Origin of the sequence: Hyphomicrobium sp. CS1GBMeth3 (genome assembly GCF_900117455.1) — a bacterium.
Classification (GTDB): Bacteria; Pseudomonadota; Alphaproteobacteria; order Rhizobiales; family Hyphomicrobiaceae; genus Hyphomicrobium_C.
Map to the genome: position 1 here is coordinate 539183 of NZ_FPHO01000002.1, position 20115 is coordinate 559297.

Annotated in this window: 21 protein-coding genes; 8 read left to right on the top strand and 13 right to left on the bottom strand. The window is 65.4% G+C overall.

Annotated elements, in window-relative coordinates; genetic code table 11:
• The first annotated feature begins 290 nt into the window (after positions 1-290).
• The gene (locus tag CS1GBM3_RS02585; protein WP_072390996.1) at positions 291-1952 is read left to right on the top strand and encodes a L,D-transpeptidase scaffold domain-containing protein; all 1662 of its coding nucleotides are present in this window, start codon (positions 291-293) and stop codon (positions 1950-1952) included.
• Between the two features lie 3 nt (positions 1953-1955).
• Here CS1GBM3_RS02585 and CS1GBM3_RS02590 read toward each other — a convergent pair whose 3' ends face one another.
• From CS1GBM3_RS02590 to CS1GBM3_RS02620, 7 genes are all read right to left on the bottom strand, one after another.
• The gene (locus CS1GBM3_RS02590) at positions 1956-3215 is read right to left on the bottom strand and encodes an SAM-dependent methyltransferase (protein ID WP_072390999.1); all 1260 of its coding nucleotides are present in this window, start codon (positions 3213-3215) and stop codon (positions 1956-1958) included.
• Positions 3216-3387: 172 nt separating this feature from the next.
• Positions 3388-3978 (bottom strand): 50S ribosomal protein L9, encoded by a 591-nt coding sequence (rplI, locus tag CS1GBM3_RS02595; protein ID WP_072391002.1) that lies wholly within the window; start codon positions 3976-3978, stop codon positions 3388-3390.
• Between the two features lie 23 nt (positions 3979-4001).
• Complete coding sequence (locus CS1GBM3_RS02600; protein ID WP_072391005.1) at positions 4002-5000, bottom strand: DUF2232 domain-containing protein; 999 nt, start codon at positions 4998-5000, stop codon at positions 4002-4004.
• 121 nt (positions 5001-5121) lie between these two features.
• Entirely contained in the window at positions 5122-5370 is a 249-nt protein-coding gene (gene rpsR / locus CS1GBM3_RS02605; protein ID WP_020086627.1) for a 30S ribosomal protein S18, read from the bottom strand.
• Between the two features lie 2 nt (positions 5371-5372).
• Complete coding sequence (gene rpsF / locus CS1GBM3_RS02610) at positions 5373-5909, bottom strand: 30S ribosomal protein S6 (protein WP_072391010.1); 537 nt, start codon at positions 5907-5909, stop codon at positions 5373-5375.
• Between the two features lie 261 nt (positions 5910-6170).
• Positions 6171-6479 (bottom strand): hypothetical protein, encoded by a 309-nt coding sequence (locus CS1GBM3_RS02615; protein ID WP_139247751.1) that lies wholly within the window; start codon positions 6477-6479, stop codon positions 6171-6173.
• A 46-nt stretch (positions 6480-6525) separates the two neighbouring features.
• The gene (locus CS1GBM3_RS02620; protein WP_072391015.1) at positions 6526-6711 is read right to left on the bottom strand and encodes a 2TM domain-containing protein; all 186 of its coding nucleotides are present in this window, start codon (positions 6709-6711) and stop codon (positions 6526-6528) included.
• A gap of 218 nt (positions 6712-6929) precedes the next feature.
• Here CS1GBM3_RS02620 and fabD point away from each other — a divergent pair, with 218 nt between their 5' ends.
• The 6 genes from fabD (at position 6930) to CS1GBM3_RS02650 (ending at position 13418) form a co-directional block, all read left to right on the top strand.
• On the top strand, positions 6930-7874 hold the full coding sequence (gene fabD / locus CS1GBM3_RS02625) for an ACP S-malonyltransferase (protein WP_072391018.1): 945 nt from the start codon (positions 6930-6932) through the stop codon (positions 7872-7874).
• 41 nt (positions 7875-7915) lie between these two features.
• Entirely contained in the window at positions 7916-8659 is a 744-nt protein-coding gene (gene fabG, locus CS1GBM3_RS02630) for a 3-oxoacyl-[acyl-carrier-protein] reductase (protein WP_072391021.1), read from the top strand.
• A 335-nt stretch (positions 8660-8994) separates the two neighbouring features.
• Positions 8995-9237: an acyl carrier protein gene (locus CS1GBM3_RS02635; RefSeq protein WP_020086632.1), complete on the top strand. Its 243-nt coding sequence runs from the start codon at positions 8995-8997 to the stop codon at positions 9235-9237.
• 315 nt (positions 9238-9552) lie between these two features.
• Positions 9553-10815: a beta-ketoacyl-ACP synthase II gene (gene fabF / locus CS1GBM3_RS02640; protein ID WP_072393514.1), complete on the top strand. Its 1263-nt coding sequence runs from the start codon at positions 9553-9555 to the stop codon at positions 10813-10815.
• 277 nt (positions 10816-11092) lie between these two features.
• Positions 11093-12436, top strand: a complete 1344-nt coding sequence (mltG, locus tag CS1GBM3_RS02645) for an endolytic transglycosylase MltG (RefSeq protein WP_072391024.1) — start codon at positions 11093-11095, stop codon at positions 12434-12436.
• A 94-nt stretch (positions 12437-12530) separates the two neighbouring features.
• A complete protein-coding gene (locus tag CS1GBM3_RS02650; protein WP_072393517.1) occupies positions 12531-13418 on the top strand; it encodes a YicC/YloC family endoribonuclease in 888 nt (295 codons plus the stop codon).
• An 11-nt stretch (positions 13419-13429) separates the two neighbouring features.
• Here CS1GBM3_RS02650 and CS1GBM3_RS02655 read toward each other — a convergent pair whose 3' ends face one another.
• From CS1GBM3_RS02655 to CS1GBM3_RS02675, 5 genes are all read right to left on the bottom strand, one after another.
• Entirely contained in the window at positions 13430-13894 is a 465-nt protein-coding gene (locus CS1GBM3_RS02655; protein WP_072391027.1) for an NfeD family protein, read from the bottom strand.
• Between the two features lie 73 nt (positions 13895-13967).
• Complete coding sequence (locus CS1GBM3_RS02660; protein ID WP_072391030.1) at positions 13968-14942, bottom strand: SPFH domain-containing protein; 975 nt, start codon at positions 14940-14942, stop codon at positions 13968-13970.
• A gap of 160 nt (positions 14943-15102) precedes the next feature.
• Positions 15103-16161, bottom strand: coding sequence for a ferrochelatase (hemH, locus tag CS1GBM3_RS02665; RefSeq protein WP_072391033.1), 1059 nt, complete (start codon positions 16159-16161; stop codon positions 15103-15105).
• A gap of 58 nt (positions 16162-16219) precedes the next feature.
• Positions 16220-17191, bottom strand: a complete 972-nt coding sequence (locus tag CS1GBM3_RS02670) for a CHAD domain-containing protein (protein ID WP_072391036.1) — start codon at positions 17189-17191, stop codon at positions 16220-16222.
• A 107-nt stretch (positions 17192-17298) separates the two neighbouring features.
• On the bottom strand, positions 17299-18171 hold the full coding sequence (locus CS1GBM3_RS02675; protein ID WP_072391039.1) for a hypothetical protein: 873 nt from the start codon (positions 18169-18171) through the stop codon (positions 17299-17301).
• Between the two features lie 131 nt (positions 18172-18302).
• On the opposite strand from CS1GBM3_RS02675, the gene CS1GBM3_RS02680 reads away from it, so the two are divergent.
• Entirely contained in the window at positions 18303-19172 is an 870-nt protein-coding gene (locus tag CS1GBM3_RS02680; RefSeq protein ID WP_072391041.1) for a DUF1499 domain-containing protein, read from the top strand.
• Here CS1GBM3_RS02680 and CS1GBM3_RS02685 read toward each other — a convergent pair.
• Positions 19105-20013, bottom strand: a complete 909-nt coding sequence (locus CS1GBM3_RS02685; RefSeq protein WP_072391044.1) for an MBL fold metallo-hydrolase — start codon at positions 20011-20013, stop codon at positions 19105-19107. The two genes, CS1GBM3_RS02680 and CS1GBM3_RS02685, sit on opposite strands and share 68 nt — an antisense overlap.
• Positions 20014-20115 lie beyond the last annotated feature (102 nt).

A 20115-nucleotide genomic window follows, 5' to 3' on the forward strand; every position in this document is an offset into this window, starting at 1 on the left:
GGAAAACCGAATTCCGCTCGACCGGACGCACTTTCGGAAAACGGGCGATTTAGAGGAGGTCGCGCCCCGTTGCAAGGCGGAATGCCGGTTTCACTCAGCAAATCTCCCTTCGGGATCAAGCGCAATGCAGCCACAACCTAACGCTAGTACGAGTTGGTCTGTTGGTGGGGGCTAGAACGCGCTTTTTCGAGGACCACGGAGGGCACTCTGCTCGAACGCGAGGTCGAATCGCCTAGTGTCCGGGCGGGCCTCGAACTTTCGGCTCCGGACGACGACAGCGGAGATGCGCGATGGGTCGCTTTGCTCTCTTGGCGTTGGTATCGACCATGCTGGTCGGAGCGGCGGGTTCGGCCTGGGCCGAGACCGTGCTGACGCCTGAGCAATCTGCCCCCGATCAGGCGTCCGCCGCCGACGCTGACAAGGATACCGGCGGGGAGCCGGCGAAGCCCGGCGAGGCGGCGAGCGAGGGGAATGGCCAGCCCGCAGCGGCGGCCGTAGAGGTCGCGCCCGCAACGCCCGTTGCCACTGCGATCAAGGCGCGGCTCAGCTCCCTTGCCGATGACGGCTCCGATCCCGAGAAGAAAGAGCGCGCGGCGCTGATCGCGTTCTATGGCACGCGCGCCTACGAGCCGCTTTGGGCGACGGCCTCCGGCTTCAACGAGGACGCGAACGCCGTCATTGGCGAGTTCGGCAAGGCCGGGGATTGGGGGCTCGAGGCGTCGGATTTTGAAGCGCCCGAGATCAAGGCTGGCGGTGAGCTGCAACCCGAGGCGCAGGCCGTGGCAGACGTCGACCTTTCGCTCACCGTGCTCAAGTACGCGCGCTACGCCCGCGGCGGGCGCATCATCCATCCGGCCGGGCAGTTGAATTCAAACCTGGATCGCAAGCCGCAACTTCTCGACCCCGCTCAGGTGCTTGCCGATATCAGTGCAGCGCCCGACAAGGCGGCCGCGCTCGTCAGCACGCATCCCAAGCATCCGCAGTTCCAGCGGCTGCGCGAGAAGTACGTCGAGGCGCTCGGCAAGACCGGCGGCAAGCCGAACGCAGCGGCCAAGAAGATCCGCGCCAACATGGAGATGTGGCGCTGGATGTGGGCCGACCTTGGCGATCTGCATCTGATGGCCAACGTGCCGGCCTACATGATCGACGTGGTCAAGGACGGTGAGACGATCCACAGCGAACGCGTCGTGGTCGGCGAGATCGGCAAGCAGAGCTCGATCTTCACGCGGCGGCTGCGCGACATCACCTTTCGGCCCATGTGGCGCGTGCCGGAGAGCATCAAGGTGCACGAGATCTGGCCGAGCCTCGTGCGTGGTGGCGGGCTGATGCGGCAGTATGGGCTCGAGGTCGAGACCAAGGAGGGGCGCCGTCTCGATTGGCGCGAGATGGATTGGCGCTCGCTCGACATCCGCAACTACGAGGTGGTGCAGCCGCCGGGGCGCAAGAGCGCGATGGGCGTGGTGAAGTTCTCCTTCCCGAGCCAGCACACGATCTTCATGCACGACACGCCCGACAAGTGGATGTTCAACTCGAAGCAGCGCACGCTCTCACACGGTTGCCTCAGGTTGCGTAATCCGCTGCGCGTGGCCGAGCTCGTGCTCGAACATGACAGGGGGTGGGATGCGGCCAAGGTCGCAGAGCTGGCCAAGAGCGGCCCGCTCAACAACGAGGTGCTGATCGAGAAGCGGATCCCGATGCACGTCGCCTACTTCACCGCGTGGGTGGACGATGCCGGTGCGCTCAAGACCTACAGCGACATCTACGGTCACGAGAAGCGCGTGACGCAGGCTCTCGACGGCAATTGGAAGCAGATCGCGAAGGGCCGCGATCACTTGGCGCCGGTGGTGCCGAACAAGGCGGCGCTGGAAGCACGCCCCAGCAAGGAGAGCTCGCGCAAAACTGCGACCTCCGCCAACGACGACTTCCTCGGCTCGTTCTTCGGCGGGTTCTGAAGCTCAACGTCCCGCTGCGATGCCTTGCGGCCGATCTCCGTCCGGACGTGCCAAGGGCAGCTCGTGCTCCTTCGCCGCGATGTAATCACGCGTGATCGGCAGCGTATCGATGCGCCGGCCAAGCTGCACCTGGAAGACCACGAAGTTCTGCTCGCGGAACGCTGCTTCCGAGCCTGCCAGATAGAACTCCCACATGCGGCAGAACTCTTCGCCCGCAATGGCCACGGCCTGGGGCCGGTTAGCCAGGAAGCGGCGGCGCCAGGCGAGCAGCGTCTCGGCATAGTGGAGCCGCAGCACCTCGACGTCCGTCAGGACCAGGCCGGAGGCTTCGACCGCCTTCATGATCTCGGAGAGCGCGGGGATGTAGCCGCCCGGGAAGATGTAGCGGGCAATGAATGGGTTGGTGGCGGCCGGCCGGTCGGTGCGTCCGATGGTGTGGATCAGCGCCGTCCCGTCCGGGGCTAGGAGGCGCGCTACGGCGCTGAAGAAGGCGCGGTAGTGGGGCAGACCCACGTGCTCGAACATGCCGACCGAGACGATGCGGTCGAACGGGCCCTTGGCGACGCGGTAGTCACAGATCTCGAAGTTCGGGCGATTGGTGGACTTGGCCGCATCGGCCCGCTCACGGGCAATCTTGAACTGCTCCTCGGAGAGCGTGATGCCGGTGACATCGGCGCCGGTAGCGCTCGCGAGATAGAGCCCGAGGCCGCCCCAGCCGCAGCCGATATCGAGCACGCGCTTGCCGGGCTCGAGCGCGAGCTTGGCTGCGATGTGCCGCTTCTTGGCGGCCTGGGCCTCCGCGAGGCTCATGCCGGGATCTTCGAAGTAGGCGCAGGAGTACTGGCGGTCCGGATCGAGGAACAGATCGTAGATCCTCGGATCAATATCGTAGTGGTGGCGGACGTTGCGCTTGGCGCGGGACGCGGGATTGTACTGCAGGAGCGGGCGCAGCACGTTGCGGGCCTTGGCGAGCCACTGGGCGTAAAGCGGTAACGGCCGCTGCGCCATGTTTCTCATCGTAAGCGCGATAAAGTCGTAGATGTTGCCCTGGGTCACCCTCAGGCGACCCTTCATGTAACCTTCGCCGGCGGCCATCTCGGGGTCGAGGACGAGGTGCCATTCGAGCCGGCGGTCGGCAATCTCGATGCGGACCGAGGGCTCGCTGCCGTCGCCGAAGCGGTGGGTAGTCCCTTTGGGATCGATGACCGTGAGGTCGCCACTGCGGACGACGTTCGATAGCAGGATAGATAGCGGTTTGAGCATGGGCTGACCCCTTGCTGTGTGCCTCCCCGGGGCATGAGATTTCCGTGTGCCAACAAAGGTATAGGAAGCCCCGTCAGCAATTTCGAGAGTACCGCAACAAAAACGGCGACCCAAGCCTAAGCTTCGGGCCGCCGTTGCGACTAGTTGCTTTGATTTTAATCAGTAAGCGGTGTCAGTCCGCCTTGGCTTCGCCTTCGTCCTCTTGCTCCGGAGCGGCGCCTTCCTCGAAGACGGCATCCGGGTTGAAGGTCTCGATCTCGAGAGCCTCTTCCTTGACCACGGTGACGTCCTCGCCGCGGGCCTGACGCTCGGCCTCCTCGTCGGAGCGGGCGACGTTCAGCACCACCCTGACGATGACCTCCGGGTGGAGCTGGACCTTCGTGTCGTGAAGGCCGAGGGTCTTGATCGGACGCTCGAGGACGACCTGGCGGCGCTCGATCGTGAAGCCGCCGGCCGTGACGGCATCAGCGATATCGCGCGTCGAAACCGAGCCGTAGAGCTGGCCCGTGTCGCCGGCCGAGCGGATAGCCTTGAAAATCTGGCCTTCGAGCTTGGTGGCGACGTCCTGCGCTTCCTGGCGACGCTCGAGGTTGTTGGCCTCGAGCTGGGCGCGCTGGGTATCGAAGTGGGCGAGGTTCTCCTTGGTTGCGCGCAGCGCCTTCTTCTGTGGCAGGAGGAAGTTACGGGCGTAGCCGTTCTTGACGTTCACGACGTCGCCCATCTGGCCGAGGCTGCCGATACGCTCGAGTAGAATAACCTGCATTGGGATATCTCCTTTGACGATATTCAAGAATTGGGTTGAGCCGGAGGCGCGGGTGGCGCCGGCATGCGTGCGCGGAGTTGAAGGATCGCTTCGGCGAGGCCGAGCATGGCGACGACGATGGCGGCCCAGACGTTGCCGACGAGCAGGAAGCCGTAGAGCGCCCACAGCGCGAAGAGGCGCCACGGCTGTCCGCGGGTCGTGTAGTGAATGACGGCGAGGCCGAGCAGGACGTAGGCTACGAAGAACCCGCCGGCGAAGGCGGACGCGGCGACCCCGGCGTAGCCGGTGAGCATGGTCGCCACCAGCATGATGCCGAAGCCAAGCGCGGTGCCGGTCGGATAGGTGAGGGCGGCGAGATCAGGCCAGGGCCGGCCGAGTTGACCCGAGGCCAGCGTCACACGGCCGGAGACCCAGAGGTTGAACAGGAGGCTGCCCATCCAGGAGGTGGCGAAGGCTGCCGGCAGCACGCTGAGCGTGACCTCGGACAGGGCCGCAAGCTCGGCGTCGCTGAGTGCGGGAGCACCTTCAGGGCGCGGCAGGCCGCTTTCGATCGCGGCCTTCATGAAGTCGGCGAGCGACTTGCGGAGCGTCTCCATGTCGCCCGCCATCATCAGCAGCATGGCGACGGCGATGAGGCCCGACATCACGGCCGCCCAGATGACGAGCCGGCCGGGCGGGTACCACTCCAGGGAGGCAGGTTGCGCGTTGGGTGATGAGGTATCGCTCTCGGATAGAGGACGGCTCAACAGCGCGAGGTAGGTCAAGACAGCCATCGGCACGCCCTGGGTCACGGCGAACGCAACGGCGACGAGGGGGCTCGTGAGGACGAGAATCAGACCTGCGCCGGCTGCGACCGCGACCACGGCGGAACGCCAGCCCCAGCCCAGGCCGGCGAGCGCGATGGGCATCGGCGTAATGAACATGAGGATGAAGCGGACCAGCAACGAGCCCGTGGTCGCGGAGGCGAACACCACCGCCGCAACCAATCCGAGGCCTATTCCTGCCAGTAAGGGTGCTCTCATGCTCTCAGCTGTCCCGCATCCGATGCGGTTAGGGTGAGGGAGGCTTGCGCCGCTCATCCAACCTCAAAAATTTCCGCCGGGCTGAGCTTGGCTCAGCCCGGCGGGGCGTTTTACGTGTCTCTTACTTCAGCACGTAGGGCAGAAGACCCAGGAAGCGGGCGCGCTTGATGGCGCGGGCCAGCTCACGCTGCTTCTTCGCCGATACGGCCGTGATGCGCGACGGCACGATCTTGCCGCGCTCGGAGATGTAGCGGCCGAGCGTGCGCACGTCCTTGTAATCGATCTTCGGCGCCTGATCGCCCGAGAACGGGCAGGTCTTGCGGCGACGGTGGAACGGCCGGCGTGCGGCGATCTCTTGAATCTCTGCCATGATCAGCCCTCCGATCCTTCCGGCTTGCTATCTCTGCGCGGCGGACGCGGGCCGCGATCGCCATCACGCGGGGGACGCGAATCACCGCCCTCGCGCGGGGGGCGGGCACGGAACGTCGAGCCGCCTTCGCCACCGCGGAAGCCGCCACGATCACCACCGCGGAAGCCGCCACGATCGCCACCGCGGAAGCCGCCGCGATCGCCGCGCTCGTCGCGGTCCTGCTTGCGCATCTGGACCGACGGCTCGGTCTCGAGCTCCTCGACGCGCAGCGTCAGGAAGCGGATGACGTCCGTCGAAAGGCCCATGCGGCGCTCCATCTCGGCGACCGCCGCGGCGGGGGCTTCGATGTTGAGCAGCGAGTAGTGCGCCTTGCGGCTCTTCTTGATCTTGTAGGCGAGGCCCTTGAGGCCCCAGTACTCGGTCTTGGTGACCTTGCCACCGCCCTCGGTGATGACGTCGGAGTACTCCTTCGTCAGGGCTTCGACCTGCTGTTGTGATACGTCCTGGCGAGCCAGGAAGACATGCTCGTATAGCGGCATGTGTGGCCTTTCCATTTCGAGGTTTCCGCGGGCGTCGGCTCGCGGGACACATGGCTTCGGCGCAAAGCCCCTTATGGGCCCTGAAGGCCCAAAGGCACCCAAAGAGCGGAGACACCGGGGGACAGATGCGGGAGACGAGAGTGTCCCAAACAACCTTGCCGCCGAGCTAGGAATAGCTCCGCGGCCCCGTTCAGCCTCCAACCGAAGCGCGTGACGGCGCGACTTATACGGGAAATCCGACGGCGGGCAAGAGGGAGCGCGCTATTTCAGCGTCCTATCGTAGGCGGCGAGGCAATCGTCGCCGTTGCAGTCGACCCAGCGGCCGCTCGGAAGCTGCACCTCCCAGACCGCGACCTTCCGTTCCGGGCCGGGGGCGGGCGACTTGTGCGTGGTGTCCCGCGAAGTCCGGTAATACTGACGCGTTTTCAATGTCTTGCCGTCGCGCGTCTCAACGGTGCCGGTGGCGATTACCTGGCGCGGCAGCAGGTCCCACTGCCAGGCGGCGATATAAGCCAGCACCAGGACGACGAGCCCCCCGAGAACCCAGACCATGCGTCCGCGTCTCCCCATGATGTCGCCGGTCGCGCCCCCTCCCAAGGCGCGCAGGGCGCCGCTCCTAGTGCCGCAGGGCCAGCCAAGCATGGAATGCGACACCTGCGCCCCAGCCCAAGAAAACCCAATGAACCCAATACGGACTGCCTGTATACCAATCGAGAATCGCGAGGCCCGCAACGACGACGGCGAAAATGATTGCGTGCTGAAGGACGCCGGTCTGGCGCAGGTGCTCGATCGGGATCCTCATCGACCTCTCCATCAACGATGAATGGCGGGCCGCGCAGGCCCCTCGCTACGGCAACCTAACGCGCCATCCCCGCTTCTGTTACCGCAGGCCTTGACAAGCGCGGGGCCAACATGTCGAAAGCGCCCGGAATGATGACAACCTGTCATGCGGGCTGCGCGCCCGACGCCGGCCGGCATCTTCGCCAGCAATCGTAAAGACAGGAACCAAGAGGAGCGGGCGTGGCACGCGCATTCGTATTTCCCGGACAGGGCAGTCAGGACGTCGGCATGGGACGCGCGCTGGCGGAGACATTCCCGGCGGCGCGTGAGGTGTTCGACGAGGTCGATGATGCGCTTGGCCAGAAGCTCTCGGCCATCATGTGGGACGGCCCCAAGGAGACGCTGACGCTGACAGAGAACGCGCAGCCGGCGCTGATGGCGGTCTCGATGGCGGTCGTGCGTGTGCTCGAGCGCGAGAAGGGCGTCAAGCTTGCCGAAAGCGCGAAGTTCGTGGCGGGGCATTCGCTCGGCGAGTATTCCGCGCTGGCCGCTGCCGGCGCGTTCTCGCTTGCGGATGCGGCGCGCCTTCTGAAGTTGCGCGGGCAGGCGATGCAGGCGGCCGTGCCGGTCGGGCAGGGCGCGATGGTGGCGCTGCTCGGCGTTGGCCTCGATGTGGCCGAGAAGGTTGCCGCTGAAGCGGCGCAAGGCGAAGTGTGCCAGGTCGCCAACGATAACGAGCCGACGCAGGTCGTGCTGTCGGGCGCCAAGTCCGCGATCGATCGCGTGGCCGAAGTCGGCAAGGCGCATGGCGTGCGCCGCGCCGTGCCGCTACCGGTGTCGGCGCCGTTCCATTGCGCGCTGATGCAGCCGGCGGCCGATGCCATGGCCGAGGCGCTCGCGAACGTCACCATCAGCGTGCCGGTGGTACCGGTCGTCGCCAACGTGATCGCAAGCGCGGTGACCGATCCGAATGAGATTCGCCGCCTGCTCGTCGAGCAGGTGACGGGCACCGTGCGCTGGCGCGAATGTGTTGGCTATCTCGCCGGGAACGGCGTCACCGACGTGTTCGAGCTAGGGTCCGGCAAGGTTTTGGCTGGCCTCGCCAAGCGCATCGAGAAGTCACTCGAGGCGATGAGCCTCGGCACGCCGGAGGACATCGAGGCCGCGGCTCCGAAGCTCGCCTGACCTCGTCACATCATTTCTTACTGAGAAAAGGACCTCAGATCATGTTCGACTTGACCGGCAAGAAGGCTCTTGTCACCGGCGCGACCGGCGGCATCGGCGAGGGCATCGCGCGTGCGTTCCACGCGGCGGGTGCCGAGGTCGCGATCTCCGGGCGCCAGGTCGACAAGCTCGAGGCGCTGGCCAAGGATCTCGGCGAGCGCGTGCATGTGGTGCCGTGCGATCTCTCCGATCGGGCCGCCGTCGGCAAGCTGATCGACGAGGCTTCGGCCAAGCTCGGCCGCGTCGACATCCTGGTCAACAACGCGGGCCTCACCAAGGACAACCTGTTCATGGTCATGAAGGACGAGCAGTGGGACGACGTCATCGCCGTCAACCTGACCTCGACCTTCCAGCTGATGCGCGCTGCGACGCGGCACATGCTGCGCTCGAAGACCGGCTACGGCCGCATCATCAACGTGTCGTCGGTATCCGGCATCATCGGCAACCCCGGTCAGGGCAACTACGCGGCCTCCAAGGCCGGCATGATCGGCATGACCAAGTCGCTCGCGCGCGAAGTGGCCAACCGTGGCATCACCGCCAACTGCATCGCGCCGGGGTTTATCTCGACGGCCATGACCGACGTTCTGAACGACAAACAGAAGGCCGAGATCTCGCAGCACATCCCGGCGCAGCGCTTTGGAACGCCGGAAGATATTGCCGCGGCAGCGCTTTACCTGGCGAGCCAGGAAGCCGGCTACATGACTGGGCAGACGCTGCACGTGAACGGCGGTATGGCGATGGTCTGAGACCATGTTTGGTTAAGCGCGGCCAGCTACGGACAACCGCGTACCGGGGGCAATGTGTCGCTCCGGTAGTGGGCCCTTGCGAGGGGGGTGCGGCGCTGGCCAAGCTTCAGGAGATGTGTTAACGAGCCTCGTTTTTTTGCTGCGCAGCTCTAGGAAAAGCCCTAACGATCAACGCTCACGCGCTGTCGTCCGGGAGACTTCTCGATGGCGCCGCCAGCACCTGGAACGAGACAGGATGTTGACTTCTGCAGCGCCCCGGTGGACGACGGGACCCGAGAAGAAGACGATAGCAACCTCAATCAGAAGATAGAGCAGGGACAGGACGAGGGAAGACGATGAGCGATGTTGCAGAGCGCGTGAAGAAGATCGTGGTTGAGCATCTTGGCGTGGAGGCCGACAAGGTCACCGAGAACGCCAGCTTCATCGACGATCTCGGCGCCGACAGCCTTGATACGGTCGAACTGGTTATGGCGTTCGAGGAGGAGTTCGGGTGCGAGATCCCGGACGATGCCGCCGAGCACATTCTGACGGTCGGCGATGCTGTGAAGTTTCTCGAGAAGAACGCCACGGCTGCGTAACGGCTTGAGCGGTCCGATCGGCACCGCGGCGGCGCATGACGCCGCTGCGCAGTAGCGGTGCCTTCGTTTTCGGACCGTTGTTTCCTGCGCGCTGCCCGAATGGCCCCGTCTCAGCAGGAGCGGCGGGGCTCGCGTTTCGGGCTTCCAGTGCGGCGGGATATAGTTACTGTCTGACTGGGAGGGAGCGGAAACGGGGGGCCTTCCGGCGATCCGCTCTCTGCCCTTCAGACGAAAAACCCGCAACGCTTGGGGTGCAAGGACCAGCGGGGCATCGAAGGGCATCTTTCACGGATCGATGGAAGCGACATGAAATCCCTGCGCCGCGTCGTTATCACCGGACTTGGACTTGTGACCCCTGTCGGATGCGGGGTCGAGGCATCCTGGCAAAACCTTCTTGCCGGCAAGAGTGGGGCACGGCGCATCGAGGAGTTCGACGCGTCCGACCTCTCGTGCCAGATCGCGAATTTCGTGCCGCGCGGGGCGACCGACGAGGGCAAGTTCAATCCAGACGACTGGATGGAGCCCAAGGAGCAGCGCAAGGTCGACGACTTCATCATCTATGCTGTTGCCGCCGCCGACCAGGCGCTCGCGGACGCCGGCTGGAAGGCCGATACGACGGAGAAGCAGGAAGAGACCGGCGTCATGATCGGCTCCGGCATCGGCGGGCTTTCGGGCATCGCCGACACCTCGCTCCTGCTCAAGGAGAAGGGGCCGCGGCGCGTTTCGCCGTTCTTCATTCCCGGTCGTCTGATCAATCTCGCGGGTGGCTACGTTTCCATCAAGCATCAGCTCAAGGGGCCGAACAGCGCCGTCGTCACGGCCTGCTCCACGGGCACGCACGCCATCGGCGATGCGGCGCGCATCGTGGCGCTCGGCGACGCTGAGGTGATGGTCGCAGGCGGAACGGAAAGCTCCGTTTGCCGTATCGGCATGGCGGGCTTCGTTGCCTGCCGCGCTCTTTCGACGGGCTTCAACGATCGCCCGACGGAAGCCTCCCGCCCCTATGACAAGGATCGCGATGGCTTCGTCATGGGCGAGGGTGCGGGCGTCGTCGTGCTCGAGAGCTATGAGCATGCGAAGGCGCGCGGCGCCAAGATCTACGCCGAGGTGATCGGCTACGGCATGTCGGGCGACGCGTATCACATCACGGCGCCGTCCGAGACGGGCGATGGTGCCTTTAGATGCATGCGTGCGGCGCTGAAGAGCGCCAGCGCTTCGCCGAGCGACATCGACTACATCAACGCACACGGCACCTCGACGCCCATGGGCGACGAGATCGAGCTCGGCGCCGTCGAGCGCCTGTTTGGCAACACGCAGGCGAAGCTCTCGATGTCTTCGACCAAGTCGTCGATCGGGCACCTGCTTGGGGCCGCCGGCGCCGTGGAGGCGGTGTTCTCGATTCTCGCCATCCGCGATCAGGTGGCGCCGGCGACGTTGAACCTCGTCAATCCGTCGGTCGAGACGGCGATCGATCTCGTCCCGCTCAAGCCACGCAAGCGCGAGATCAATACCGTGCTTTCCAATTCGTTCGGCTTTGGCGGCACCAACGCGTCGCTCGTACTGCGCAAAGTCGCATAAACTTGCTTCGGCCGGGTGCAATCTGCTCCGGCCTTTGGATGGGGTTGCGAAAGCGCTAGCCAGTCCGCCTCCGACAAAATAGCCTTATCCCAGCGGCGTGGCGGGGTCATAGTATGGACCCGCCGCTTCATCACTCGGTGCGGCGTTGCCTGGCAGGGGGCAGCGTCAGCCGGGGTTTTGCCACAATCGCTTGATCACGTCGCCCGCGTGACAGCGGGCGCCTTCGAGCCGCGTCCGGGGACGCGCGGCCGAAGTAATGCGAGACGGGAGCTGGTCGATGACAAGAGTGCGTCGGGATTCGCCGCCTACGCTGTCGCGGCGCGAGGGCGTCCGGCCGAGGAGCCCTGCCGAGGCACTCGAGCCCGGCCGCGCGCCGCCGCGCCCGCATGGTGTGCGCCAGCGCCGGGAGTCGCGCGTCATGTCCGGCTTCGCGCGTGTCGTGAGCGGTATTCTGACCGTCCTGCTCGTCACGATGGTTTCGGCCGGTGCGCTGACGCTGCTCGTGGGCCATCTCTACAACAAGACCGGGCCGCTCGCCGTCACGCAGACCGTCGTCATCCCGAAGGGCACAAGCTCGAACAAGATTGCCGACGAACTCGAAGAGGAAGGCGTCGTCTCGAGCCGCTGGGCCTTCATGGTCAACTACCTCGTGCAGAGCCGCATGCGCCCCGGCGAGGTGTCGCTCAAGCACGGCGAATACCTGTTCAAGCCCGGCGTCTCGATCCGCGAGGTGATCGAGATCCTCTCCGATGGCAAGTCGGTTCAGTACAAGGTCACCGTTCCGGAAGGCCTCACGAGCCAGCAGATCGTCGAGCGGCTCAAGGACGAGGAGAACCTCACCGGAGAGATCACGCAGATTCCGGCGGAAGGCTCGCTTTTGCCGGAGACCTACAGCATCGAGAAGGGAATGCCGCGCCAGGAACTGATCGAGCGTATGCAACTCAAGCAGTCGCAGATGCTGGCGCGGGCGTGGGAGCGGCGCAGCAAGGAGCTGCCCTTCAGCACGCCCGAGGAGGCTGTCGTGCTGGCCTCGATCATCGAGAAGGAAACCGGGCGCGCGGACGAGCGCGAGCGCATTGCCGGCGTGTTCGTGAACCGCCTCCGCAAGGGGATGCCGCTGCAGTCCGATCCGACGATCCTTTACGGCGTCCATGGCGGCGGCGTGCAGTGGGGAAAGCCGATCCTGCAATCGGAGAAGGACGCCAAGAACGCGCACAACACCTATCAGATCCGGGGGCTGCCGCCGACGCCGATCTGCAACCCGGGTCGTCCGGCGCTGGAGGCTGCGCTCAATCCTTCAGAGCATGGAGAGCTGTTCTTCGTGGCTGACGGCACGGGCGGCCACATCTTCTCGGCAACGCTGAAAGAGCACAACGCGGCCGTCGTCAACTGGCGCAAGTACGAGCGGGAGATGCGCGCGCGCCAAGACGAGAACGCGCCTGAGGGCGGCGCGCAACCTGCGGCCAACCCGGTGACGGAGCTGCCAAATCCGCCGGCCGAGGAGGATACCGCTGCGAAGGCACAGCCGGTTGCGGCGACCGAATCCGAGGGCGGTTCCGCTGCGGCGGCGACGGCTGCCGCATCGAGCATTCCGCCGCCGGTAAGGAAACCCAAAAGATAAGGCGCAGGCAGGTCTTGCAGGGGTCGCTGCCGCCGCGTACCTCTGTCGCGCAAACAGAGCTTCCATGCTCCCCAGCCCGACAGAAGGCCATTTCATGACTCTGCAAAGCATGACCGGGTTCGCCCGCAGCGACGGCGCCCTCGATGGCACCGCGTGGCACTGGGAGCTGCGCAGCGTCAACAATCGCGGGCTCGACGTCCGACTGCGTCTGCCGCCCGGCTTCGAGGCTCTGGAGCCCAAGGTGCGCGATCGCATCGCGAAGACCATCTCGCGCGGCAGCGTCAACGTCAGCCTGAACGTGCAGCGGCGCACACGCTCGGGCGAGGTGCGTCTCAACCAGGCGGCGCTTGACCGCGTGCTTGCCATCGCGACGCGTCTCAGCACGGAGATCGGAGCGGAGAAGCCGCGCGTCGAAGCGCTGTTGTCGCTCAAGGGCGTGCTCGATATCGCCGACGATGCCGACGATGAGGAGACGCAGGCGGCCGAGCATGCTGCCGTGCTGGCAGGGCTCGAGACGGCGCTTTCGGGGCTCACAGAGGCGCGCCGCAACGAGGGCTTGCGTCTCAAGCAGGTTTTGGCCGCTCAGATCGACGAGATTGCGCGCCTTGCGGGTATCGTCGAAGCGGCGCCGTCGCGGTCTGTGGAGGCCATTCGGGTGCGGCTAGCCGAACAGGTGGCGCGTCTCGTCGATACGGGGCAGGGGCTCGATCCGGTGCGGCTGCACCAGGAGGCCGTGCTGCTCGCGACGCGCGCGGATGTCGAGGAGGAACTCAAGCGGCTCAAGGCGCACGTGGAGGCGGCGCGTGCCTTGCTCGCCGAGGAGGGAACTGTCGGGCGCAAGCTCGACTTCCTGGCGCAGGAGTTCAATCGCGAGGCCAACACGCTGACGTCCAAGGCCAGCGATCAGGAGATCGCGCGCGCCGGCCTGGCGCTCAAGGTCGTGATCGACCAGCTGCGCGAGCAGGTGCAGAACATCGAATAGCTTTGCGGGCGTTATTCGGCGATGGGCTCGACGGTGAAAACGGTGCCGTGGGCTCCGGTGATACGCACGCGGGCGCCCTTCGGTGCGTCGGCACCCGAGGCGGGCCAGAGCGTGTCGCCGACGCGCACGCGGCCGCGGCCGCCCGAGATCGCATCCTCGACCACGACGATGCGTCCGAAATATTGGGCGCTGCGCTGGTTCAGGTCGCGGTCCTCGCTTTCGACACCTTGTAGGTTGGCGAAGCGGCGGACTGCCAGGACGGTCAAGACGGAGATAGTGGCGAATAGCACGAGTTGCCACGGTTGACTCAGGGCCTCGCCGGTTGCGAACACGAGCGCGCCGACGATGACGGCCGAGATGCCGAACCAGGCGAAATAGACGCCGGGAATGATGGTCTCCAGCACCATCAGGAGCACGCCGAAGATGACCCAGTTCCATGGGCCGAGGCTGTAGAGAAAATCGGTCAGGGTGGTCATTGGCGGAGCCTGCTGTTCGAGGGCCGTCTAAGCCGCCCGAGCGATTATACGGACTCGGGCGGCCGCTGCACAATTAGCCCCGGGACGAGGGAACGCTGCCACCACGGCCCGTCGGCGTGGGCGGCTGGGATGGCTTGGGCCCGAAGGCCTCGCCCGTGATCTGTGCCAGGCCGGCAAGCGAGCCGATCACCGATGACGCCTCGAGCGGCATCATGATGATCTTTTGGTTCGGGGCCTTGGCCAACTCCTCGAGCGCCTTCACGTAGTTGTTGGCGACGAAGTAGTTGATCGCCTGCACGTTACCCTTGGCAATGGCGTCGGAGACAACTGCGGTCGCCTTGGCTTCTGCCTCGGCCTCGCGCTCGCGGGCCTCAGCATCCCTGTATGCCGCTTCGCGCCGGCCCTCGGCCTCGAGCACCACGGCCTGCTTTTCGCCTTCGGCCTTCAGGATCGCGGCGGCACGGAGGCCCTCGCTTTCGAGGATCTGTGCGCGCTTCTCTCGCTCGGCCTTCATCTGCCGCGCCATAGCGTCGATCAGGTCGCGTGGCGGGGCGATATCCTTGATCTCGATGCGCGTGACCTTGACGCCCCAAGACTCCGTCGCTTGGTCGACGACGGTGAGGAGCTGGGCGTTGATCTTGTCGCGGTTGGAGAGCAGGTCGTCGAGGTCCATCGAGCCCATGACGGTACGGATGTTGGTCATGGTCAGATTGACGATGGCGTGCTCGAGGTTGTCGACCTCGTAGGCCGACTTGGCAGCGTTGAGAACCTGGAAGAAGGCGACGCCGTCGACGCGTACCATGGCGTTGTCACGCGTGATGACGTCCTGGCTCGGGATGTCGATCACCTGCTCCTTGACGTTGACGTGATGGCCGACCCGCTCGACCATGGGAACAAGGAAATGCAAACCCGGCGTTAGCGTGCGCGTAAAGCGGCCGAAGCTCTCGACCGTGTAGTGATAGCCCTGCGGCACTACCTTGACTGTCGACCACAGCACGGCGGCCGCGAGCACGATCAAGATCAGCCCGAAGGCCTCGAAGCCCAACATGGATGCGTTTCCTTTCCCGACCGAAATGCGAATTGTCAGAGCACGTCTTTGCTAGCCCGAAACTATGCGCGTTTCAGGGCGTGGTCAGTGATGACGTAAATCCATGCTTACCCACTGCTCCTTTGGGAACAGTGGGTTTGAACGACAACTCGACGAGGTGTCAGATCCAGCCCGAGAGCTCGCGGCGCACGACGGCCTCGATAACGTCAACGCCCGCGTCACTGTCATTCAGAGCCGGCAGGTAGGCGAACTTCTCCCCTCCGCCGCCTTCGAAGATGTGGCGGTTCTCGCCGTCGAGCTCCTCGAGCGTCTCGAGGCAATCGGCCGAGAAGCCCGGCGCCACGAGTGCGAGGCGCTTCACGCCTTCCGCGGCCAAGCGCTCCACCGTCTTGTCGGTGTAGGGCTGCAGCCACGGATCGTTGCCGAAGCGCGACTGGAACGTGGTCAGCCAGCGGTCCTCTGGCCAGCCGAGCTTTTCGCGTAGCAGGCGGGACGTTTTCTGGCACTGGCAGTGGTAAGGGTCTCCCTTGGCGAAGTACTTCTCCGGCATGCCGTGGAAGGTGGCGATGATGCGCTCGGGCTCGAAATCAAGGGCGTCGAGGCTGCGACGCATCGAGGCCGCCAAGCGGTCGATGTAAACCGGATCGTCGTGGTAGGGCGGCGCAACCCGGACGGCGGGTTGCCAGCGCATCTTCATGAGGGCGCGGAAGGCATGGTCGGCGGCGGTTGCGGTCGTTGCGGCGGCGTATTGTGGATAGAGCGGCATTAGCAGAATGCGGTCGCAGCCGGCCTCGAAAAGCGCCTGAATGCGGCTCTCGGTGGTCGGGTTGGCGTAGCGCATGGCCCAATCGACGACCACGTTCGGATGCGCGGCGAGCCGCTCGGCGAGCTTGTCGGCCTGCGAGCGCGTGATGGTCTTGAGAGGGCCTTCGTCGCGCTCGTTGTTCCAGATCGTTGCGTAATCGCGTCCCTTGCGGCCCGGCCGCACGGTCAGGATGATCAGGTTCAGGATCGGCCACCATTTCCACTTCGGCTCTTCGATGACGCGCTCGTCCGAGAGGAACTCCTTTAGGTAGCGGCGCATCGACCAATAGTCGGTACCATCCGGCGTGCCGAGGTTGAGCAGCAGAACGCCCACGCGTCCGTGCTGGACATCGGGATGGGCCTGGGGCCAGTGGCTGCGGTCGGGCCTCGTGGTTTCGTCTGCTTTGGTCAGCATTGTCTCTTTAGCTTCCGATTGCATTCTGGCGCACGTCCTAGCGCATTTTTGTATCTCCTCAACCGCGCTGCTCGACCTGCTCTTGGGGCCGCAGAAGCTCGGCGTCGGGTGCCTCGTCGTGGGCGTCAGCGTGGCGGAGCTTCACCGCACCCTCCCATACGGCTGCTATGCGCCGCCCGATCGCTTTCGGCCGCTCAGCGAAAATGATTTCACCGCGTGGTCTTGCAGCTCGTCGCAGGCCGGCTTGGCGGGCGCTAATCAGCGTGTCGATCGTTTCCGCGTCGTGAGGAGAGACGACGCCTGCCAGCTCGGCGAGCTTCTGCCGCAGAAGCGCGAGGTCATGATCGTCGCCAAGGATCTGTGACAACTCGCGGGTGGCTTCGATATGCGCCTGGAAAAGTGACGGCCAAGCGCGCGAGAAAAGCACGAGATGCCGCCAGAAGGTTTGCACGCACTTGCGCCATTCGTGGAATGCGTCGTCCGTTTCTACAGCGTAGGCCGCTTCGCCGCAGGCCATGGCTTTTCTGTAGTTGCGGACAAAGCCACGCTCCAGCGTCGCGAAGCTGTCGGGTTCGAGCTTCAGCTTGCGGAATCTGCGCCGGGCCTGTTCGAGGCCCGCGTCTGCCTCGGTACGGCCGTCATCCGAGTCCTCGCCGTCGGAAGCACGGGCTCGGACGTTCAGAATCGCAGTCTTGAGGCTGTCTAGCGCCGGCTCGGTTCCGTTGCCAGGCTCCTCGGCTGCGAGCTTCGCCAAGGTTTGCAGCAGCACGTGGTCGTCGCGGGCGGAGGCCAGGGAGGCGGCTATCGAGCGGAACGCGGTGTTCTCGTTGCGGAAGACCTCATCTCCCAGGCCCTCGCGCCCCAGGCGCAACAGGGCGCGGATGCGCTTGATGGCTTTCCGGGCCTCGTGGATCTCCGTGGCGGGATCGGTCGCGGAGGCGAGCTGACGACGTGCGCGGTCGATCTGCTCAACCCCGATGCGGCGGAAGCCTTTTGCTATCGGTTCGTCGATCTTCAATCGAAAAGCCATGGGGAGGAATCCGCTCGCTCCGGCAAGTCTCGTTGCGGCGGGCATTATATCGGGTCTCTTCGCGTTATTTCTACCTGCGACGGACCTGCGCAGGCGCGCTGTTATGCTCAGCCGCCGAGTTGGATCACGGAGATACAACCCTCTGGTGAATCAGAAGGATTTTTTCGAGTGGGTGAATCGGTCCAGGGGATATCGGATTCGACCGTGTAGATGCACGATGCGCCGGGAGGCCGATCGTCGTCCGTAGATACGTGGGCGGAGGCTTCGCGCATCACGCGTCCGCCGACGAGCGTCGGCTCGTCGCTCGCGAGCCGCTCCCGGCGCCAAGCTTCGAGCGTCGTGCGGGCAGGGCAGATGCCTCCGCCGGCGCCGCACGAAGCAGGAAGCGCGAGCGAGACGAGCCACAGCGTGCGTCCGATGGGATCGATGAGGCGGACGGCTGTCGCGGCGGATTCGGGATCGCTCGCTGAGCGCTCGATGCCGGGCTTATCGAGGCTGAGGCTCAGTGCGCGCGCCGTGATGCGCAAGTCGGATCGTGCCTTGACGGCGATAGCCGTCGTGGGCGGCATATCCGAGCGCACGGTGCGGAATCCGACGGGGTCCGTGGGTGACAGCAGCCGGCGCGACACGATCAGCCGCCATGTCCGCGGTGGAAAGAGGCGGCGCAGCCGCGCGTCCGCCTTGACGCCCTGGATCAGCACGGCGTCGACGTCGGCCAGGGGAGCTAAGCTTTCGCTGTTGATCTTGACCGTGGGCTCGCTCGTGCGCTCGGAGCCGAAGGTCGTGCGCCAGGCGGGCTCGCGGGGCGCTCGTGGCGGAGGCGGCGCGAGGCCCGGTATTTCCGCGAAGTCGACGATGCCGATGGTGAGTGCGGGTTTTGTGGCTGGGGCGGCGGCCATCTCGGCCGCAGCGGGGGCTGGCGCCGCCAGGATCATCAGCGACGCGGCGCCAGGGAAACGGGCCCGTGTGGCTCTCAGCATTGCGGACATCGGTCCTCCTCGCCGCCGAAGCCCACTCTAGACGTCGGCCTTCGCAGGCAGGCGCTACATTTGGTCGGATTTTCCGGCTATCCTCCGGCGAGTCCCCCCGACAGGCAAGGTTTTCGAGGTCCATGCTCGCCATTCCCGAGAGAGAACCGGCCACGAGCCGCTGGGCCACGCGTGCGGCGTTGTTCGCGTTCGGCCTCCTCGTTACGGCGGCGTTCCTGTTCCGGCTGTTCGGAATGCCGACGCCGGTCGCCTACAACCTCGCGGCGGTGGCGATGGGCGTTGCCGTGCTTTCGATCGCGTGCGCAGCGGTTGCGGCGCTGATCATCTGGCGCACGGGCCGTCCGGGAACGGCGCGGGTGTTGTTCGCGGTATGCCTCAGCCTCGGACTCATCGCCGTGCCCGTGGTGTTCGCCATGTGGTTGCGCGATTATCCGCTGATCAACGATGTCACGACCGACTTCCAAAATCCGCCGGCGTTCCTTGCCGTGGCAAAGCTGCGAGGGCCGGGCGACAACGATGTCGGTTATCGTGCGCGCTCGGCCGAGGCGCAGAAGCTCGCTTATCCCGACATCCGGCCTATGCGCATCGATCGCCCGAGCGAGGAGGCCTACGCGCTCGTCGTCGACGCGGTCAAACGGCTCAAGATGGAGATCGTGCGCGAGGACCCGCCGGATCCTGAGGCGGGGACGCCCGGCGCCATCGAGGCCGTGGACCGTACGCTCGTGATGGGTCTTTACGAGGATGTTGCAGTCCGCGTCGTTGGTGACGGGGAGAGCGCACGCGTTGACATCCGCTCGGCGTCGCGCTTCGGTCGCGCCGACATGGGCGCGAACGCCGAAGGCGTGCGCGAGCTCACCAAGGAGATCCAGGCGCGCGTCGATGCCACCATGCCGACGGCCGAGGATGCCCGCGAAACGCGGCGCGCTAAGCAGGAGAAAGCTGGCGGTCCCAAGTCGGATCGCCGTCGCAGGTCACGAGACCGCGAGCGATGAGATGCTCGACGTGGGCTTGCACCGAAAGCGCAGCGGCGCTGGTCAGCTTGCGGTCGATGGTCGGATAGATCACCGGCACGATGGACTGAATGGTGCCGACGCCCTCGCGGATGGCTTCCAACACCTGCTCCTCGCGCCAGCGGCGATGGAGGAGATAGGCGCGCACTGTGCGCTGCGCGTCCTCGAGGCGGCCACCGTGGCCGGGCAGGTAGACGCTTTCGGGCCGCACGAGCATCCGGGAGAGGGACTCGACGTAGTCGGCCATGGAGCCTTCGGGCGGCGCGACGAGCGTCGTGTTCCAGGCCATCACGTGGTCGCCTGAAAAGATGATGTTGCGGCCGGCGAGCGCGAAGGCGAGGTGGTCCGGCGCGTGTCCCGGCGTGTGGATGGCTTCGAGACGCCATTCCTTCTCCGCGATGACGTCGCCGTCGGCAATCTTCACGTCGGGCACGAAGACGTAGTCGATGAACTCGGCGCCTTGCGGCGTGGTCTCGGGGCCGACGGGCGCGAACGTCTCGCGGCCGTAACCGAGGATTGGCGCGCCCGTTGCATCTTTCAGTGCGTCGGCGCCGTCGACGTGGTCGCGGTGCGCGTGCGTGACAATGATCTGGCGGATCGGCCGTCCGCCGGCAGCTTTCAGGATGGCGGCGAGGTGGGCCTCGTTCTTCGGGCCGGGATCGATGACGGCAAGCTCCGTCATGCCCAGAAGATACGTGTTGGTGCCCTTGAAGGTTAACGGGCTCGGATTTTCGGCCACGATGCGCACGATGCCGGGGCTGACCGGAGCCGGTTCGCCGTAGGCGAACTGCATTGCGGTGTTGAAGGTGAGCTCGTGGGTCATCGGAGGCCCTGGTTTCGTCAGTCAGGCCGGCGAACTTAGTGGATTGCGGTGGGTACGCCTAGGCGGCGGCGCGTCGCTCGTGCGCGGCTGGCGCTAACGGGC

Coding starts and splice junctions, on each gene's coding strand:
- CS1GBM3_RS02585 (WP_072390996.1), top strand. CDS start 291: ATGGGTCGCTTTGCTCTCTTGGCGTTGGTATCGACCATGCTGGTCGGA.
- CS1GBM3_RS02590 (WP_072390999.1), bottom strand. CDS start 3,215: ATGCTCAAACCGCTATCTATCCTGCTATCGAACGTCGTCCGCAGTGGC.
- rplI (WP_072391002.1), bottom strand. CDS start 3,978: ATGCAGGTTATTCTACTCGAGCGTATCGGCAGCCTCGGCCAGATGGGC.
- CS1GBM3_RS02600 (WP_072391005.1), bottom strand. CDS start 5,000: ATGAGAGCACCCTTACTGGCAGGAATAGGCCTCGGATTGGTTGCGGCG.
- rpsR (WP_020086627.1), bottom strand. CDS start 5,370: ATGGCAGAGATTCAAGAGATCGCCGCACGCCGGCCGTTCCACCGTCGC.
- rpsF (WP_072391010.1), bottom strand. CDS start 5,909: ATGCCGCTATACGAGCATGTCTTCCTGGCTCGCCAGGACGTATCACAA.
- CS1GBM3_RS02615 (WP_139247751.1), bottom strand. CDS start 6,479: ATGGGGAGACGCGGACGCATGGTCTGGGTTCTCGGGGGGCTCGTCGTC.
- CS1GBM3_RS02620 (WP_072391015.1), bottom strand. CDS start 6,711: ATGAGGATCCCGATCGAGCACCTGCGCCAGACCGGCGTCCTTCAGCAC.
- fabG (WP_072391021.1), top strand. CDS start 7,916: ATGTTCGACTTGACCGGCAAGAAGGCTCTTGTCACCGGCGCGACCGGC.
- CS1GBM3_RS02635 (WP_020086632.1), top strand. CDS start 8,995: ATGAGCGATGTTGCAGAGCGCGTGAAGAAGATCGTGGTTGAGCATCTT.
- mltG (WP_072391024.1), top strand. CDS start 11,093: ATGACAAGAGTGCGTCGGGATTCGCCGCCTACGCTGTCGCGGCGCGAG.
- CS1GBM3_RS02650 (WP_072393517.1), top strand. CDS start 12,531: ATGACTCTGCAAAGCATGACCGGGTTCGCCCGCAGCGACGGCGCCCTC.
- CS1GBM3_RS02655 (WP_072391027.1), bottom strand. CDS start 13,894: ATGACCACCCTGACCGATTTTCTCTACAGCCTCGGCCCATGGAACTGG.
- CS1GBM3_RS02660 (WP_072391030.1), bottom strand. CDS start 14,942: ATGTTGGGCTTCGAGGCCTTCGGGCTGATCTTGATCGTGCTCGCGGCC.
- hemH (WP_072391033.1), bottom strand. CDS start 16,161: ATGCTGACCAAAGCAGACGAAACCACGAGGCCCGACCGCAGCCACTGG.
- CS1GBM3_RS02670 (WP_072391036.1), bottom strand. CDS start 17,191: ATGGCTTTTCGATTGAAGATCGACGAACCGATAGCAAAAGGCTTCCGC.
- CS1GBM3_RS02675 (WP_072391039.1), bottom strand. CDS start 18,171: ATGCTGAGAGCCACACGGGCCCGTTTCCCTGGCGCCGCGTCGCTGATG.
- CS1GBM3_RS02680 (WP_072391041.1), top strand. CDS start 18,303: ATGCTCGCCATTCCCGAGAGAGAACCGGCCACGAGCCGCTGGGCCACG.
- CS1GBM3_RS02685 (WP_072391044.1), bottom strand. CDS start 20,013: ATGACCCACGAGCTCACCTTCAACACCGCAATGCAGTTCGCCTACGGC.